At 70.5% G+C, this 14716-nt stretch carries 15 protein-coding genes; 8 read left to right on the top strand and 7 right to left on the bottom strand.

Annotated features, from left to right (window positions below; genetic code table 11):
- Window positions 1–302 precede the first annotated feature (302 nt).
- Window positions 303–1280: a 2-phospho-L-lactate transferase gene (gene cofD, locus ABQ271_RS02915; RefSeq protein WP_349310044.1), complete on the bottom strand. Its 978-nt coding sequence runs from the start codon at window positions 1278–1280 to the stop codon at window positions 303–305.
- 42 nt (window positions 1281–1322) lie between these two features.
- Here cofD and cofE point away from each other — a divergent pair, with 42 nt between their 5' ends.
- The 4 genes from cofE (at window position 1323) to ABQ271_RS02895 (ending at window position 4963) form a co-directional block, all read left to right on the top strand.
- Window positions 1323–2090: a coenzyme F420-0:L-glutamate ligase gene (gene cofE, locus ABQ271_RS02910; RefSeq protein ID WP_349310932.1), complete on the top strand. Its 768-nt coding sequence runs from the start codon at window positions 1323–1325 to the stop codon at window positions 2088–2090.
- Window positions 2091–2154: 64 nt separating this feature from the next.
- Window positions 2155–3426, top strand: coding sequence for a histidine kinase (locus ABQ271_RS02905; protein ID WP_349310043.1), 1272 nt, complete (start codon window positions 2155–2157; stop codon window positions 3424–3426).
- Window positions 3414–4106: a response regulator transcription factor gene (locus ABQ271_RS02900; protein ID WP_349310042.1), complete on the top strand. Its 693-nt coding sequence runs from the start codon at window positions 3414–3416 to the stop codon at window positions 4104–4106. The genes ABQ271_RS02905 and ABQ271_RS02900 overlap by 13 nt, the downstream gene beginning before the upstream one ends.
- Window positions 4103–4963, top strand: coding sequence for a hypothetical protein (locus ABQ271_RS02895; protein ID WP_349310041.1), 861 nt, complete (start codon window positions 4103–4105; stop codon window positions 4961–4963). Before ABQ271_RS02900 ends, ABQ271_RS02895 begins: the two co-directional genes overlap by 4 nt.
- Window positions 4964–5033: 70 nt before the next feature.
- Here ABQ271_RS02895 and aztD read toward each other — a convergent pair whose 3' ends face one another.
- Genes aztD through aztB form a run of 4 tightly spaced genes read right to left on the bottom strand, consistent with a single transcriptional unit; the run spans window position 5034 to window position 9158 of the window.
- On the bottom strand, window positions 5034–6206 hold the full coding sequence (gene aztD, locus ABQ271_RS02890) for a zinc metallochaperone AztD (RefSeq protein WP_349310040.1): 1173 nt from the start codon (window positions 6204–6206) through the stop codon (window positions 5034–5036).
- A 23-nt stretch (window positions 6207–6229) separates the two neighbouring features.
- Window positions 6230–7126 carry a metal ABC transporter substrate-binding protein gene (locus ABQ271_RS02885; protein ID WP_349310039.1) on the bottom strand — a complete coding sequence of 299 codons (897 nt, stop codon included), beginning with the start codon at window positions 7124–7126 and terminating at the stop codon, window positions 6230–6232.
- Entirely contained in the window at window positions 7123–8316 is a 1194-nt protein-coding gene (locus ABQ271_RS02880; RefSeq protein ID WP_349310038.1) for a hypothetical protein, read from the bottom strand. The genes ABQ271_RS02885 and ABQ271_RS02880 overlap by 4 nt, the downstream gene beginning before the upstream one ends.
- Entirely contained in the window at window positions 8313–9158 is an 846-nt protein-coding gene (aztB, locus tag ABQ271_RS02875) for a zinc ABC transporter permease AztB (protein ID WP_349310037.1), read from the bottom strand. Before aztB ends, ABQ271_RS02880 begins: the two co-directional genes overlap by 4 nt.
- Before the next feature lie 54 nt (window positions 9159–9212).
- Here aztB and aztA point away from each other — a divergent pair, with 54 nt between their 5' ends.
- Genes aztA through ABQ271_RS02860 form a run of 3 tightly spaced genes read left to right on the top strand, consistent with a single transcriptional unit; the run spans window position 9213 to window position 11974 of the window.
- A complete protein-coding gene (gene aztA / locus ABQ271_RS02870; RefSeq protein WP_349310036.1) occupies window positions 9213–9923 on the top strand; it encodes a zinc ABC transporter ATP-binding protein AztA in 711 nt (236 codons plus the stop codon).
- Complete coding sequence (pgi, locus tag ABQ271_RS02865; protein WP_349310035.1) at window positions 9920–11602, top strand: glucose-6-phosphate isomerase; 1683 nt, start codon at window positions 9920–9922, stop codon at window positions 11600–11602. The genes aztA and pgi overlap by 4 nt, the downstream gene beginning before the upstream one ends.
- Before the next feature lie 12 nt (window positions 11603–11614).
- Entirely contained in the window at window positions 11615–11974 is a 360-nt protein-coding gene (locus ABQ271_RS02860; protein WP_349310034.1) for a hypothetical protein, read from the top strand.
- 7 nt (window positions 11975–11981) lie between these two features.
- Here the strand turns inward: ABQ271_RS02860 and ABQ271_RS02855 are convergent, their stop codons facing one another.
- Window positions 11982–13202 (bottom strand): DUF222 domain-containing protein, encoded by a 1221-nt coding sequence (locus ABQ271_RS02855; RefSeq protein WP_349310033.1) that lies wholly within the window; start codon window positions 13200–13202, stop codon window positions 11982–11984.
- Window positions 13203–13738: 536 nt separating this feature from the next.
- On the opposite strand from ABQ271_RS02855, the gene ABQ271_RS02850 reads away from it, so the two are divergent.
- Window positions 13739–14110, top strand: coding sequence for a VOC family protein (locus tag ABQ271_RS02850; protein ID WP_349310032.1), 372 nt, complete (start codon window positions 13739–13741; stop codon window positions 14108–14110).
- A gap of 3 nt (window positions 14111–14113) precedes the next feature.
- Here ABQ271_RS02850 and ABQ271_RS02845 read toward each other — a convergent pair whose 3' ends face one another.
- On the bottom strand, window positions 14114–14695 hold the full coding sequence (locus ABQ271_RS02845; protein ID WP_349310031.1) for a hypothetical protein: 582 nt from the start codon (window positions 14693–14695) through the stop codon (window positions 14114–14116).
- Between the last annotated feature and the right edge of the window lie 21 nt (window positions 14696–14716).

The following is a 14716-nucleotide window of genomic DNA, read 5'->3' as shown; positions in this document are numbered from 1 at the left end:
GTGAACGTTTGGGGTCGCCCGCTTTGATGGTCGAACCTCCGCCGAAAACGATCGTTTCCGGCGGACCGGGCGTCGATACCGACCGGGCCGCGACACGCCGACCGGGAGCGCGCCAAAACCCCCCGCCGAAACCTCATCCGCCGAAACGCCGGCACGAGCGTTTTCGGCGCGACTCGTTACCTCACCTGGGCAGGAGCGGAGACGTGGGTGTGACGCAATCGGTCATCGCAGTCGCGGGACCGATGGTGGTAACGCTTGCCCGCACTCGTCGCACCGCATCCCACCAGGTCTCACGCTGAACGTCAGATGCCCGCAGCGCGGAGCGCGGCGACGGCGAGCGCGCGGGTGCGGGCGGCATCCGACATCCACAGCGGCTCGACGTGCGCCGTGATTCCGAGGTCGTCGACGGATGCCGCGGCCTCCGCGTCCTCCGCGGCGATGAGCCACGCGTCGAGGACGCCATCGGCACCGCGCGCGCCATAGTGTCCGGCGACCCCGGCCGCCGTACAGGGGACCCCGGCCACCCGCAGGCACACGTCGGCCATGCCGCGAACCGGGGCGTCGCCGATGATCGGCGAGACGCCCACGACCGGAGCGGACGCCGCCCGGATCGCATCGGCCAGGCCCGGGACGGCGAGGATCGGGCCGATCGAGACGATCGGGTTCGACGGGGCGACAAGGATCACGTCGGCCGCCGCGATCGCCTCGAGCACGCCCGGCGCGGGGACGGATACCGCGATCCCGGGATTCTCGAACCGCACCGGCTCGAGCCGGGCACGGTGGCGCGTCCACCACTCCTGGAAGTGCATCCGGGTTCCGGCGGCATCCAGAACCACGTGGGTGTCGACCTCGGTATCGGTCATCGGGAGGAGCGTCGCGCCGAGGTCCCAGCGCGCCTGCAGGCGCGCGATCGCGTCGGTCGGCGACAGGCCCTCTCGCAGCCACGACGTGCGGGCGATGTGCGCGCCGAGGTCGAGGTCGCCGAGCAGGAACCACTCCCAGCCGACGTTCCAGGCCGCGAGCTCGTCGGCGACGCGGCGGGAATCTCCGGCGCGGCCCCACCCCTGGGCGAGGTCCTTCACCCCGGCGAGCGCGTAGAGCATCGAATCGACGTCGGGCTGCAGCCGCAGGCCGCTGAGCCAGAGATCGTCACCCGTATTGCAGACGACGGTGAGCGAACCGCCGCGCCCGGCGATCTCATCCCGGAGACCGGTGGCGAAGGTTGAGCCGCCGACTCCACCGGCGAGGAGGACGATGCGGAGGGCGTCGGTCGCGGTCATTCCCACAGCGTACGGTCGCCGTATCCTGGCTCGGTGCCCGAGATGACCCCGCCGCCCCTGACGATCTGGCCGTTGACCGGGATCGGGGAGGTCACGACGGGCACGGATCTCGTCGAGGCGATCGTCGCTGCCGCGGCCGGCGCACTCGTCGACGGCGACATCCTCGTCGTGACGAGCAAGATCGTCTCGAAGGCCGAGGGCCGGTTCCGTCCCGCCGCGGAACGAGACGCGGCGATCGCCGAGGAGAGCGTCCGGATCGTCGCAGAGAACGAGGCGGGGACGGTCCGCATCGTCGAGAGCCGCCTGGGCATCGTCGCCGCGGCGGCCGGAGTCGACGCGAGCAACACCCCCGACGGGCTCATTCTGCTGCTGCCCGAGGACCCCGACGCGTCCGCGCGGGCGCTAGCGGCCGGCATCCGGGATCGGACGGGAGCCCGGATCGGCGTCATCGTCTCGGACACCCTCGGACGCGCGTGGCGCGAGGGGCAGACCGATTGCGCGATCGGTGCGGCTGGCGTCGTCGTGATCGAAGACCTCCGGGGAGATGTGGATGCCACAGGCCGCCCTCTCGCCGTGACACTCCCCTGCGTCGCCGACGAGCTCGCGTCGGCCGCCGATCTCGTCAAGCGGAAGTCGACCGGCATGCCGGTCGCCGTCGTCCGCGGACGCGGCGACCTCGTGGGCAGCCTCGACCTGCCGGGGGCCCGCTCAATCGTCCGGCCCGCCGAACGCGATCTCTTCGCACTCGGCACGCGCGAGGCCTACGCGCAAGGGCAGGCCGATGCGCGGGTCGCGGAATCCGGGGGTTAACCCGAACCGAGGTCTCGGGACGGCCCCGCTGCGGGGCTCTCAGCCTCACCCCTAGCGTGGGGACATGACTTCCGATACCTCCTCGCCGGCCCGGCGGTTCCGACCGCTCCGGCGGCTCGGCGCCCTCGCGCAGCTGGCCGCCGTCGCTCTCGTCGGCCTCGGACTGCTGACCACCGCGACCACCCTGTTCGGCACGGGTATCGGCATGGCGCTGGTGGCCGGTATCGGCATCCTGCTCATGATCGGCGCCGTGTACATCGCGTGGGCGGCGGCTTGGCTCGAGCACGAGCGGGCCGAGGGCCTCTACGGCCACGGCATCCCGGCCCTGCGGCTCCGTCGGAGCGGCGAGCCCGGCTTCCGCGGCGTCCTCCGGACGCTCTGGCTGCAGTTCACCGACGGGGCCATGTGGCGGGGCATCGGGAGCTTCGCGATCGCGACGGTCCTCGGCTGGATCGTCATCGGTGCGACCTCAGCGGTGATCACCGGTGTGGCGCTCGCCGTCTCGCCGCTCGGCGACGCCGCGGGCGGAACGCTGCCGCTGGTCGGAGTTCCGGTCACCGGCGGCGGGGCGGTCGCGGGCGGCATCATCGCGACGCTCGTGAGCCTCGGCATCCTGTTCGGCGTCTCTCTTCTGGACGATCTGCTCACCCGGTCGATCCTCGTGCCCTCGCGCGAAGCTGTACTCGCCGAGGCGGCACGGACGGCCGGGGCACAGCGAGCGGGGGCCGTTCGGGCCAGCGAAGTCGAACGCACGCGCATCGAACGTGACCTGCACGACGGCGTCCAGCCGCGCCTCGTCTCGGTCGGCATGACCCTCGGCATGGCGCAGCAGAAGATCGACTCCGACCCGGTCGCGGCGAAGGCGCTGATCGATGAGGCGCACACCTCGACGAAGGCGGCCATCACCGAGCTCCGCCAGCTGGCCCGCGGCATCCACGCGTCGGTCCTCGACGACCGGGGACTGGATGCCGCCCTCTCAGCCCTCGCGGCACGGTCCCACGTCCCCGTCGCCCTCGACGTCCGTCTCGACGAACGCTGCAGCGCGACCTCGGAGGCGGCGGTCTACTTCGTCATCGCCGAGTCCCTCACCAACGCCGCCAAGCACGCCCGCGCCACCGAGGTGCGCGTCGTGGTCCGCGGCCGCGGCGACGCGGCGACCGGGCGCCTGATCTGGGCACGCGTCGAGGACAACGGCGTCGGCGGAGCGCGGGTCCTCCCCGGCGGCGGTCTCGACGGGATCATGAACCGGGTGCTCGCCGCCGGTGGCACCGCGACCCTCGACAGTCCGGCCGGTGGGCCGACGGCCCTGGAGGTGACGGTCCCGTGCGCATCCTGATCTGCGAAGACTCGACGCTGCTGCGCGAAGGCCTGGTGCGCGTGCTCGAAGACGCCGGTCACACCGTGGTCGCCGCCCTCCCCCGGGCCGAGGGCATCGTCGACACGGTCACCGAGACCGCGCCGGAACTCTGCATCCTCGACGTCCGCCTGCCGCCGACGTTCACCGACGAGGGCATCCGGGCAGCGCTCGACCTGCGGGCCCAGCATCCGTCCCTCCCGGTGCTCGTCCTCAGCCAGTACGTCGAAGAGCGGTACGCCAGTGACCTCATCACCGGCCAGAACGCGGCGCTCGGGTACCTGCTGAAGGACCGTGTCGCCGACGTCCGCGACTTCCTCGACTCGATCGACCGGATCGCTGCGGGGGCCACCGTCCTCGACCCCGAGGTCGTCGCCCAGCTGCTGACGCGCCGGGCACGCGACGAGCGGATGTCGCGCCTCACCGACCGGGAACGCTCCGTCCTCGCGCTCATCGCCGAGGGGAAGAGCAACGCCGCCATTGCGACCGCGCTCTTCGTCTCGGAGGCGAGCGTCGAGAAGTACATCACCTCGCTGTTTCAGAAGCTCGGCCTCGAACAGGACGAGCACGGCAACCGACGGGTGCTCGCCGCGCTCGTCCACCTCGAACACGGCACGCCGCCCGCCGCCGGGCATCCCGATCAGAACGGAACACTCCGATGAGCATCGACCTCACTCCCCCGCCCACGGCTCCGGCCTCACCGCCGGCGCTGCCGCCGCAGCAGCCTCGGCGCTCGTCGGCGCAGATCGTCTCGATCGTCGCGATCTGCGTCGGCGGGGTGGTGCTGAGCGGGGCACTCATCTCGGGGATCGGCTCGATCGTGTACGCCGCCACCGACAGCGGGCCCAGCAACCGGTCGGCTGCCACGACCGGGGTGAGCGCCCTGTCACTGGATGTCTCGGCGGGACACGTCGTGGTCCAGTACGCGGACGTCAACGAGGCGGTCCTCGACATCACCAGTGGCAGCCGCGACTGGAACCTCGAACGCCGCGGCGACACCCTGTCACTCTCGAACAACCGCCCGTGGTGGGCGCTGCAGTCCGGTTTCGACTGGGCTGACAACCGCGTAACGCTGACTCTCCCCGACGCGATGGCCGACGAGCGTCTCGATGCAGACTTCGACGTCTCCGCCGGGTCGATCACGGCCGACGGCACCTACGGAAAGCTCGACGTGTCGGTCGGCGCGGGGGACATCGACGTGTCGGGATCGGCCGACGACGTGCGGGTGGACGTCAGCGCCGGCGATGCCGATGTGAGGGTCGACGGGGCCGCCCGCGCGAACCTCACCATCGGGGCCGGACAGATCACCGCCGATCTCACCGGAGACGCGCTCGACGACGTCCGCATCGATGTCAGCGCCGGGACCCTTGTCGCAACGATTCCCGACACGTCGTACGACGTGACGTCCGACGTGTCGGCGGGCTCCCTCGACAACCTGCTCGAGACCTCGGCGGGCGCCTCGCGCACCGTCGACGTGCAGGTCTCCGCCGGGTCCGTCACCCTCCGCCCCGGGAACTGACCCCCGCCATACGGCACGAGCCGTCGCAGATGTCCGCGGGGCGACCATCTGCGACGGCTCGTCGGTGAGATCAGCCGACGACGGCGATCTCGTTCGGGATGTGGTCGAGCTTCACAGTCTTCGCGATCTCGCCCTTCGTCAGATCGACGACGACGAGCTCGCTGTCGGCCGGGTCGGTGACGTAGGCGAAGGAGCCCGCGACCTTGATCGACGGGTGCGGGTCCTGCCACTCGGCCGGGCCCTCCCACGGGTCGACGACCGGCAGCGACGCCGTGACCTGACCGGTCGCCGGGTCGATGGAGTGCAGCTTGCCGTCGGTGCCGACGAGGACGGCCTCGTCGGCCGGCCCGCGGGCGACGCCGCGGTAGGTGTACTCGACACCCTCGGGAAGCGCGACCTTCTGGAGCGTTCCCGCGGTGGTGTCGATCAGGGCGATGTCGCGGAGGAGGTACCCCTCGGCATCCGGGTCGTCCTTGTAGTCCATGACCACGAGCGGGCTGTTCTCGGACACGTAGGCGTTGCCCATGCGGCCGTACTCGTCGGGAGACGTGAGCTTCGTGATGGTGCCGTCCTTCACGACGAGGGCGCCGTTCTCGCAGCCGAAGACGACGGCCTCGTCCTTCGCGGTTCCCTCACCGTGCACGCCGGGGCACTCGTCGTTCGACGCGACCTCGTTGCGGTCCTCGTCGAGGACACGGATGCCGGTGCGGCCCGACTCGTCGCCGACGGTCGTGAGGAGCGTGCCGTCCTCGAGCTCGACCGAGACGCCGTGGTGTGCCGTGACGCCCGGGACCACCTCCGCCTTCGGCAGAGCATCGCCCGCCGTCGCGAGCTCGGCGGAGTCGAAGATCGTCGTGTCGCTCGTCGCGTCGTCGTAGAGGACGGTCTTACCCCCGTGCGAGACGACGTGCCCCGCGGTGGCGGCGGGCACGACGAGGTCGGTGAGCTGGGGCTGCTGCACATCGAGCAGCTGGAAGCCCTTCGACGTGGTCACCATCACGTGACGGCCGTCGCCAGCGGAGTTCAGACGGATGAAGTCCTCGGAGTCGAACTCGCCGAGGTTCGCGTAGTCGTCACCACCGAGGACGAGCACGCCCCCCTCGTACCCGACGGCGACGCGGGGGCCATCCGGGGCGGCCGCGCTGTCGGCGGGGTCGGATGCCGGCTGCGCGGCGGACGCGCAGCCCGCCAGGAGCAGGGCAGCGGCGCCGGCGAGGGCACCGAACTGCAGGGTCTTCTTCATGGGTTTCCTTTCCAGGGAATGCCTCATGGGGTGAGGCCGTCAGCGATGCTCTGCAGGTTGCGTCGCATCATGTCGAGGTAGGTGGAGCCCGGTGAGCCTTCGGGGGCGAGGGACTCGGTGAACAGCGAGACGACGTCGACGTCGCGGCCGGCCTCGTCGGCGAGCACCTGCACGAGCCGGTCGGGCTGCGAGGAGTCCGCGAAGATCGTCGTCACGCCGGCGTCGTCGATCGCGTCGACGAGGTCTTTGAGGTCCGAGGCGCTGGGCGCGGCGAGGGTCGTCCCACCCGGGATCGCCGCTCCCAGGATCCGCACGTCATAGCGCCGGGCGAGGTAGCCGAAGACGTGATGGTTCGTGACGAGCGCCCGATGCTCGGCGGGGATCGCACCGAGGGTGTCAGCCATCTCGGCATCCAACTCGTCGAGTTCGCCGAGATAGGCGGCGGCTGCGCTGTCGACGACGGATGCCTCGACCCCGTCGATCTGCGCGAGCTGCGGCGCGAGCGCCTCGACGACGCGGGCGGTCTGTGTGGGGTCGGTCCAGAAGTGGGGGTCGACGGCATCCGAGTCGGCGTAGTCGAGCGGCTCGATGTGGTCACCCGCGACGAACGAGGGGACCCCGTCGGCGACGGCGGCGTCGACGTGACTCTGCACGCCCTCTTCGAGTCCGAGCCCGTTCGAGACGAGCAGGTCGGCGGTCCGCATGCTCGCGGCCTCGCGTGCCGACAGCTCGAACGAGTGCGGATCGCTGCCGCGCGGCATGAGGGTGATGACGTCGACCTCGTCGCCCACGAGGTTCGCGGTGATGTCGCCGAGCAGGTCGGTCGTCACGACGACGGTGGGCCGGTCGTCGCCCGCGGCGGCGCATCCGGTGAGCGCGGCGACGGCGGCCACCACGACCGCGGCGAGCGCGCGTTTCATCGGCCCGTCTCCGCGACGAAGGCGGGGGCGTCGGCCGTCTCGAAGGTGCGCGCGATGCGGGCGTTGTCGGCGGGGTCGATTTCGAACATCACGTTCTCGGCGGGTCCGTTCAGGTAGGTGCGGTTCGGGTCGATCTGCAGGGTCACCCCGGCAGCGAGCGCAGGATCGGCGAGGGATGCCGCGACGAGCGGCTCGGTGCGGGCGAGCGTCTTGCCCGTCTCGCCGTCGATCGCGAGCACCTCGCCCTTCGTCGTGAGCGCAACGACACGCTGGTCGGCGTCGTCGACCGCGGCGACGCGCGCCAGGGGTTCGCCGGCATCGATGCGCGTCCACGTGCGTTCGCGGGTGTCGAGCAGCCAGAACGCGTTGCCCCCGGTGAGGCCCGCGACGGTCGGGCGGCTCTCCCGGGCGGCGAAAGAGAGCGCGCGGTCGGTGGCGCCGTCGGGGTACGGGATCCGCTCGACGGCCGTGCCGTCGGCATCCGTCACCGCCAGCACCGCACCGTCGGCGCACCCGACGACGACGCCGACGTTGGTCGCGATCGACCCGGAGGGCTGGTCGCAGGGGATCGTCTCCTGCGACGCTCCGGTCGCATCGACGCGGCGGAGGCCGTCGGCATCCGTCACGAGGGCGCCGGTCGGAAGCGGCACGACCATACCCGGCCCGGTGGGGACGTCGAGGCGGAAGCGCTCCTCGATGCGGCCGTCCTTGAGCGCGTCGAGGTCGAGGAGCACGGCCTCGCCGCCGTCGAAGCGCACACCCGCGCCGAGGTCACTTGCGACAACCGTCGGACTGCCCTCGCCGCCGAGCTCGCCGAGCATCGCGGCGGGCGCCTCGTAGTAGTGGAAGTGGTCGACGTGATTCCAGGTCCAGACGCCGCTGTCGACGATCTCCACGCCGCCGTCGTGACCGGCGTAGAGGAAGCGTCCGTCGGTGTCGAGCGAGGTGGGCGGGGTGATCTCGCCGAGGGCTTCGCTCTTCTCGTCGAGCAGGTCGAGGTGCTGCACCGCACCGGACGGTGTGACGCTCGTGAGGTGCAGCGCGGGATCGGCGAGCTCGGTCGCACCGGCGATGGCGCCGTGGCCGTCTGATTCCGGATCAGACGCAGGGGTGGATGCGGGTGCCGTCTGACACCCCGCGAGGATGAGGGCGAGCGCGGGCAGGAGGGCGATCGGGACGCGGCGGTTCATGCGGTCCTTTCGTCGAGGGCGGGGCGGGTGGTGCGAGTCAGCGCGCGGATGCCGGTGGACACCGCGCCGGAGCAGATCGCCGTGAACGCGACGGTGGCTCCCGCGGCGGTACCGAGGTGCCAGGACAGGAGCAGCCCCACGGCGACGGCGACGGTGCCGATGAGCGCGGCAAGGCCCATCGTCGGGACGATGCGACGGGTCCAGGCGCCCGCGGCGACGGCCGGACCGAGCAGCATCCCGACGACGAGGAGCGACCCGACGGCTTGGTACGCCGACACGACGGCGAGCGTCACGAGTCCGACGAGCAGGATGTGCGCGAGTCGGGGGCGGAGGCCGAGCAACTGCGCCTGGCGCGGGTCGACGGCGAGGGCGACGAACGAGCGGTGCCCGGCAGCGGCGACCAGCAGGGTCACGGCGACGGCGAGGGCGAGGAGCGCGATGTCGGTCTGCTCGATCGCCAGGATGTCGCCGAAGAGGATGGCGGAGGCATCCGTCGCGAAGCTGCGTGAGGCCGAGATGACGATGACGCCGAGCGAGAGACTGGCGACGAAGAGCAGGCCGATGCTGGTGTCGGCCGAGAGGCGGCCGCGCCGCTGGAGGGCGCCGACGCCGACCGACATCGCTGCGGCGCTGACGGCCGCACCGGCGACGGGCGGAAAGCCGGTGAGGGTCGCGAGGGCGATTCCGGGCAGCATCCCGTGCGCCATCGCCTCGCCGAGGAAGGCCATGCCGCGGAGAACGACCCAGGTGCCGACGACCGCGCAGACGAAGGCGACGAGGGCGCCGCCGATGAGGGCGCGCTGGACGAAGGCGACGGTGAAGGGGTCGAGGAGGACGGACACGGTGCCCGACTGTACACGTAATTGATAACGGTTTTCATTTGCAATACTGGTCGGATGCCTCAGTTCGCCGACCTCGAGCCCGTCGTCCGCCTCCGCGATGTCCGAGTCGATATCGACGGGCATCGCGCGCTCGACGGCGTCGACCTGGACGTGCGCGCCGGACTGCTGACAGCGGTCGTCGGGGCGAACGGCTCGGGCAAGTCGACACTCGTGTCGGTGCTCGCCGGGCTCCGTTCGCCCACGTCAGGAACCGCGACGCTGCGCCCTGGGACGGCGGTCGCGCTCGTGCCGCAGCACACCGCCGACAGTGCACGGCTGCCGTTGAGCGTCAGCGACCTCGTCGCAATGGGCCGGTGGCGGGAGCGTGGCGCCTTCCGGCCGTTGCGGCGCATCGACCGGACGATCGTGGCCGATGCGATCGACGCCGTCGGGCTCTCGGCGTATGCCGCCCGCCCGCTCGGTGCCCTGTCGGGAGGCCAGCGCCAGCGGGCGTTCCTCGCTCAGGCCCTCGCGCAGCAGGCCGATCTCCTGCTGCTCGACGAGCCGACGGCGGGTCTCGACGACGTGTCGCGGCGAGCCGCGGCATCCGCTCTGCGCCTCGCAACCGGCCGGGGCGCGGCGGTCGTCGTCGTGACACACGACCTCGGCGAGCTCGGTGATGTGGATCAGGTGGTCGCGCTCGCGGAGGGGCGGATCGTCCCCGCGACGACGGAGTCCGACACGCGGGGGCGGAGGGGCGTGAACGTGAGTAGCGTTGAGGGGTGACCAACGCTCCGATCGATGCCACCACCACCTCCGCCTGGGCTGAACTCGAGTCGCTGAAGGCCGGCTTCACCCCCGATCTGCGCGGCTGGTTCGCGTCAGACCCGGAGCGCGTCGCGAAGCTGACGCACGAGGTGGCCGACCTGCACGTCGACCTGTCGAAGAACCTCGTGACCGAGGAGATCGTCGCCGCTCTCGTGCGTCTCGCCGAGCAGACCGGTGTGGCCGAGCGGTACGCCGCGATGCTCGCGGGCGAGCACATCAACACGACCGAGGACCGTGCCGTGCTGCACACTGCGCTCCGTCGTCCCGCCGACGCCGTGCCGGGGCTGACGGTCGACGGCCAGGACATCGACGCCGACGTGCAGGGCGTGCTCGATGCGATGGCGGAGTTCGCCGGCCGGGTTCGCACGGGCGAGTTCACCGGCATCACGGGCAAGAAGGTCGAGACGGTCGTCAACATCGGGATCGGCGGGTCGGACCTCGGCCCCGTCATGATCTCGGCCGCGCTGGAGCCGTACGCGGATGCCGGCATCTCGGCGCGCTTCGTCTCGAACATCGACCCGTTCGACATCGCGTCGAAGACGAAGGACCTCGACCCCGAGACGACGCTGTTCATCGTCGCCTCGAAGACGTTCACGACGCTCGAGACGCTGACCAACGCGCGTCTCGCTCGCGACTGGCTGTGGGAAGGCCTGCAGTCAGCGGGCGCGATCGACGGGAGCGACGAGCAGAAGAAGGATGCCGTCGCCCACCACTTCGTGGCCGTGTCGACCGCGCTCGACAAGGTCGCGGACTTCGGCATCGACACCGCCAACGCCTTCGGGTTCTGGGACTGGGTGGGCGGCCGCTACTCGGTGGACTCCGCGATCGGCCTGTCCCTCGTCATCGAGTTCGGCGCCGACACGTTCCGCGAGCTGCTCGCCGGCTTCCACGCCGTGGATGAGCACGTGCGGACGACGCCGCTGGCGCAGAACGTGCCGGTCCTGATGGGGCTTCTGAACGTCTGGTACACGAACTTCCTCGGTGCGCAGTCGCACGCGGTGCTGCCGTACGCGCAGCAGTTGAGCCGGTTCGCGGCGTACCTGCAGCAGCTGACGATGGAGTCGAACGGCAAGTCGGTGCGCTGGGACGGGTCGCCGGTGACGACGGACACGGGCGAGGTGTTCTGGGGTGAGCCGGGGACGAACGGTCAGCACGCGTTCTACCAGCTGATCCACCAGGGCACGCGGCTGATCCCGGCGGACTTCATCGCGTTCGCGAACCCCGCGTATGCGCTGACCGATGGTGACCGGGACGTGCACGGCCTGTTCCTCGCGAACTTCCTGGCGCAGACGAAGGCGCTGGCCTTCGGCAAGACGGCCGAGGAGGTCGAAGCCGAGGGCACGACCGGCGCGCTGGTGGCGGCGCGGACGTTCCCGGGCAACCGTCCGACGACGTCGATCTTCGCGCCGTCGCTGACGCCGACCGTGCTGGGCGAGCTCGTCGCGTTGTACGAGCACATCACGTTCACGCAGGGCGCGATCTGGGGCATCAACTCGTTCGACCAGTGGGGCGTGGAGCTCGGCAAGCAGCTCGCCATGCAGATCGCGCCGGCGATCGAGGGCGACAGCGACGCGTTCGAGTCGCAGGACGCCTCGACCAAGGCGCTGCTGGGGTACTACCGCGACCACCGGGCCTGAGGCTGAGCTGTCGTGAGGCGTCTCGAGGTCGAGGTCGGCGAGTGGGAGCATTCCTGCTGCGGTCCCGAGCTCTCCCGCTTCACGAACGTCGAGTGGACTGTGTTCACCGCGCCCAACGGCCGTTTGGTGGAGACGCATCACGGCTTGGACGATCTCCAGGGCCTCGAGGTCGTCGAAGTCGCAGGCACGATCGTGGAGGTGGAGGCCATCGAACGCGATGGTTCACGCACACCCATCACACGCATCCCCAGTGGGCGAGCCCTGGGCGGGCGGGATGAAGAAGACACGGGCGACGTCATCGAGTTGTACACCGACCGCGTCGTCGACGTGTCGGACGAAGGCTTCATCGTGACCATCGAGGTCGAGGACTGACCGACGCCTAGAACGGTGGTGGGTCGGTGGTGAACTGCGGGATGCGGCGTTCGGGTTGGACGAGGTAGACGCGGCCCGCGGGTGAGGTCCATTCGAGCGCTCCGCCGGGTTTCGCTCTGACTCGCCAGTCGGTGTGGTGCTTGAGGGTGTGGTGCCCTCGGCAGAGTGGGGCGAGGTTTGTGGCGTCGGTGTGGCCGCCGTGGTGCCAGTCGATGTCGCACCGGTCGGCGGGGATCCCGCATCCGGGTGCCATGCACCGTGCCGCGCGCCAGGCGACGAGGCGTCGGAGGTCTGCGGGTGGCCGGTACTGCTCGCGTCCCACGGAGAGAACGACACCCGTTTCGGGGTGGGTGAGCACCCGCATCCACCCGGATGCCGCACCGCACAACTCCCGCGCCCGGTCGAGGGGGATTGGGCCGACGCCGTCGACCTGCGCGGTCGGGCCTTCTCCGGTGAGGAGTGTCAACGCGGGGACCGTGATCGCGACGGTCGGGCGGATTCCGCGAGCGGAGTCAGGGAGATAGGTGGTTTCCCCGTCGATGAGGAGATCGCCGAACACGTCGGCGCGTTTTTGATCGAGGGTGCGTTCGTCGTCTGCCTTGTCGAGGGTTTTCGCGATGGCCGTGAGCCTGCCGAGGATCGCGTGCGCTTCGACTGCGGGCAGGTGCGCGGTGAGCCACGCCATCCCGTCGACGCCCGGCTCGACGCGCACGTGCCGGTGGGCGACGGCATCCGCGTGACGCTCGGCAATGGTCGCTTCTCGTTCCCGGTCCACGATGCGTTTCACCGCACGTCGGAACGGTCCCGTCGGCATCTCCTCCGCCAGCGTCAGCACCTCACCGACGAGATCATCCCGGACGATCTCGAGCTCGTCGAGTCCGTCGACGATGGTCGTCGCGTGCGTGTCGGTGATCGCGGCTCGGCTCATCGCCTCCCACACCTGCGGATACCGGTACACCAACGCCCGTCCGATGCCCATCAATCGTCCGGCGGCGTGCTCGGTGATCCGCAGCGCGGACGCCACTTCGAGGCGCACCGACCGCTCCACCAGCACCGACGCACCCTCATCCCGGTTCGCCGCGCGGATCGCGTCATCCCACAACTCGACGATGCACCGGTAGCGCTGCGCCGCGTGGACGGTCGCCATGTCCGCGCTCATCACGACCCAGTCGAGGGTCGTCGGGATCCCCTCGGGGACCTCGTCGAGGTGAGCGGCTGAACTGGACATAGTCCCAGACTAGGAGGGGGTTCCGACATCGCCTCCGACACCTCACCCCGGCATCCCGGCACCCCGGCGCCCCTTCCCCTGTCGCAAACTGCAGCACCCCGCGGCGTGTTGCGACAGGCGAGGAACGCGAGACCCCGAGCCCGAGCCCGAGCCCCGGCATCCCCAGACACACAACCCCGAGCCCAGCCCGAGCCTTGGCATCGCCCAAACACTCCCCTGTCGCAAGCTGCGGCACCCCGCGGCGTGTTGCGACAGGCGAGCAAGATGAGACCCCAAGCCCCGGCATCCCCAGACACACGACCCCGAGCCCAGCCCAGCCCAGCCCAGCCCAGCCCGAGCCTCGGCATCGCCCAAACACTCCCCTGTCGCAAACTGCAACCCCCCGCGGCGTGTTGCGACAGGCGAGCGATGCAACACCTCCCCCACCACCGACGGCGCCCCGCGACAGGCGAGCGGGACCAACGCTCACCCCGCCCCTGGACAACCCGCGCCCGACGCGCGACTCTGGTCGCACACCCCGGACGAAGGAGACGGTCATGTTCCAGAACGACGGCGCCTACAGCGGGTTCGCGGTCGACGACCTCGACGCCGCGCGAGCGTTCTACGCTGACACCCTCGGCCTCGACGTGTCGACGCTCGACAGCGGCTTCCTGCACCTGAACCTCGCCTCAGGCGGCACGGTCCTCGTCTACGGCAAACCGCATCACGAGCCCGCGAGCTTCACGATCCTCAACTTCCCGGTCGTCGACGTCGATGCCGCCGTGGACGAGCTCAACGCGAAGGGCATCGAAACCGCGATCTACGACGGTATGCCCACCGATTCGAAGGGGATCATGCGCGGCGACGGACCGACGATCGCGTGGTTCCGCGATCCCGCCGGCAACGTCCTCGCCGTGCACGAACGCTGAGGCTCAGGGCACCCAGTACCCGACGGCGCACAGCAGGCGCGTCTCGTCGTCGGCATCCGCCGGCGGGTCGATCGTGGGCGGGAAGACGCCCCACTGACGCCACTCGTCTGCATGCGGGACGACGTTCTCGTTCAGTCCCGCGATGAGCTCCGGCGAGAGATGGAACGGGATGCCGAGATGCTTCGCGATCAGCCAGGCCTGGAACGCGCGGTACGTCGCGAGGTGCGCGAACCCCTCCTCCACCGAGTAGTCGCCGTACTGGAAACGGAACACGGTCCCCGGCTCGACGCCCTGACGAACAGCCTCCGTGGCGGTGTCGTTGAGACGGTCGTACGAGGCGATCGGATCGTCGCCCAGCAGGTCCGCCTCGCGGAACTCGTCACCGTCGACGATCGACTTCCCGGCGAGGACCCCGGGAACCCAGGCCTCGTCGTACGCGTGGGCGAACAGGATGTCGCGGAACGTGGGGTCAGGGGTGGAGGTCCACTCCTGCGGCGCCTGTTTCGACAGGTCGGCCGGATCGATGCGATCGATGACGGTGCGGAGCGCGGCATCCGCGTGGAGAAACAGCTCGTCGGTTCTCATGGCGCTACCGTACGACCGGCC

It is taken from the genome of Microbacterium sp. MM2322 (genome assembly GCF_964186585.1).
Classification (GTDB): Bacteria; Actinomycetota; Actinomycetes; order Actinomycetales; family Microbacteriaceae; genus Microbacterium.
The sequence above is the reverse complement of the archived record's forward strand: the minus strand, read 5'-3'. Positions and strand labels throughout refer to the sequence as shown.

Coding starts and splice junctions, on each gene's coding strand:
- aztD (WP_349310040.1), bottom strand. CDS start 6,206: ATGAAGAAGACCCTGCAGTTCGGTGCCCTCGCCGGCGCCGCTGCCCTG.
- ABQ271_RS02855 (WP_349310033.1), bottom strand. CDS start 13,202: ATGTCCAGTTCAGCCGCTCACCTCGACGAGGTCCCCGAGGGGATCCCG.
- ABQ271_RS02880 (WP_349310038.1), bottom strand. CDS start 8,316: ATGAACCGCCGCGTCCCGATCGCCCTCCTGCCCGCGCTCGCCCTCATC.
- ABQ271_RS02895 (WP_349310041.1), top strand. CDS start 4,103: ATGAGCATCGACCTCACTCCCCCGCCCACGGCTCCGGCCTCACCGCCG.
- ABQ271_RS02905 (WP_349310043.1), top strand. CDS start 2,155: ATGACTTCCGATACCTCCTCGCCGGCCCGGCGGTTCCGACCGCTCCGG.
- cofE (WP_349310932.1), top strand. CDS start 1,323: ATGACCCCGCCGCCCCTGACGATCTGGCCGTTGACCGGGATCGGGGAG.
- ABQ271_RS02885 (WP_349310039.1), bottom strand. CDS start 7,126: ATGAAACGCGCGCTCGCCGCGGTCGTGGTGGCCGCCGTCGCCGCGCTC.
- aztA (WP_349310036.1), top strand. CDS start 9,213: ATGCCTCAGTTCGCCGACCTCGAGCCCGTCGTCCGCCTCCGCGATGTC.
- cofD (WP_349310044.1), bottom strand. CDS start 1,280: ATGACCGCGACCGACGCCCTCCGCATCGTCCTCCTCGCCGGTGGAGTC.
- ABQ271_RS02845 (WP_349310031.1), bottom strand. CDS start 14,695: ATGAGAACCGACGAGCTGTTTCTCCACGCGGATGCCGCGCTCCGCACC.
- ABQ271_RS02850 (WP_349310032.1), top strand. CDS start 13,739: ATGTTCCAGAACGACGGCGCCTACAGCGGGTTCGCGGTCGACGACCTC.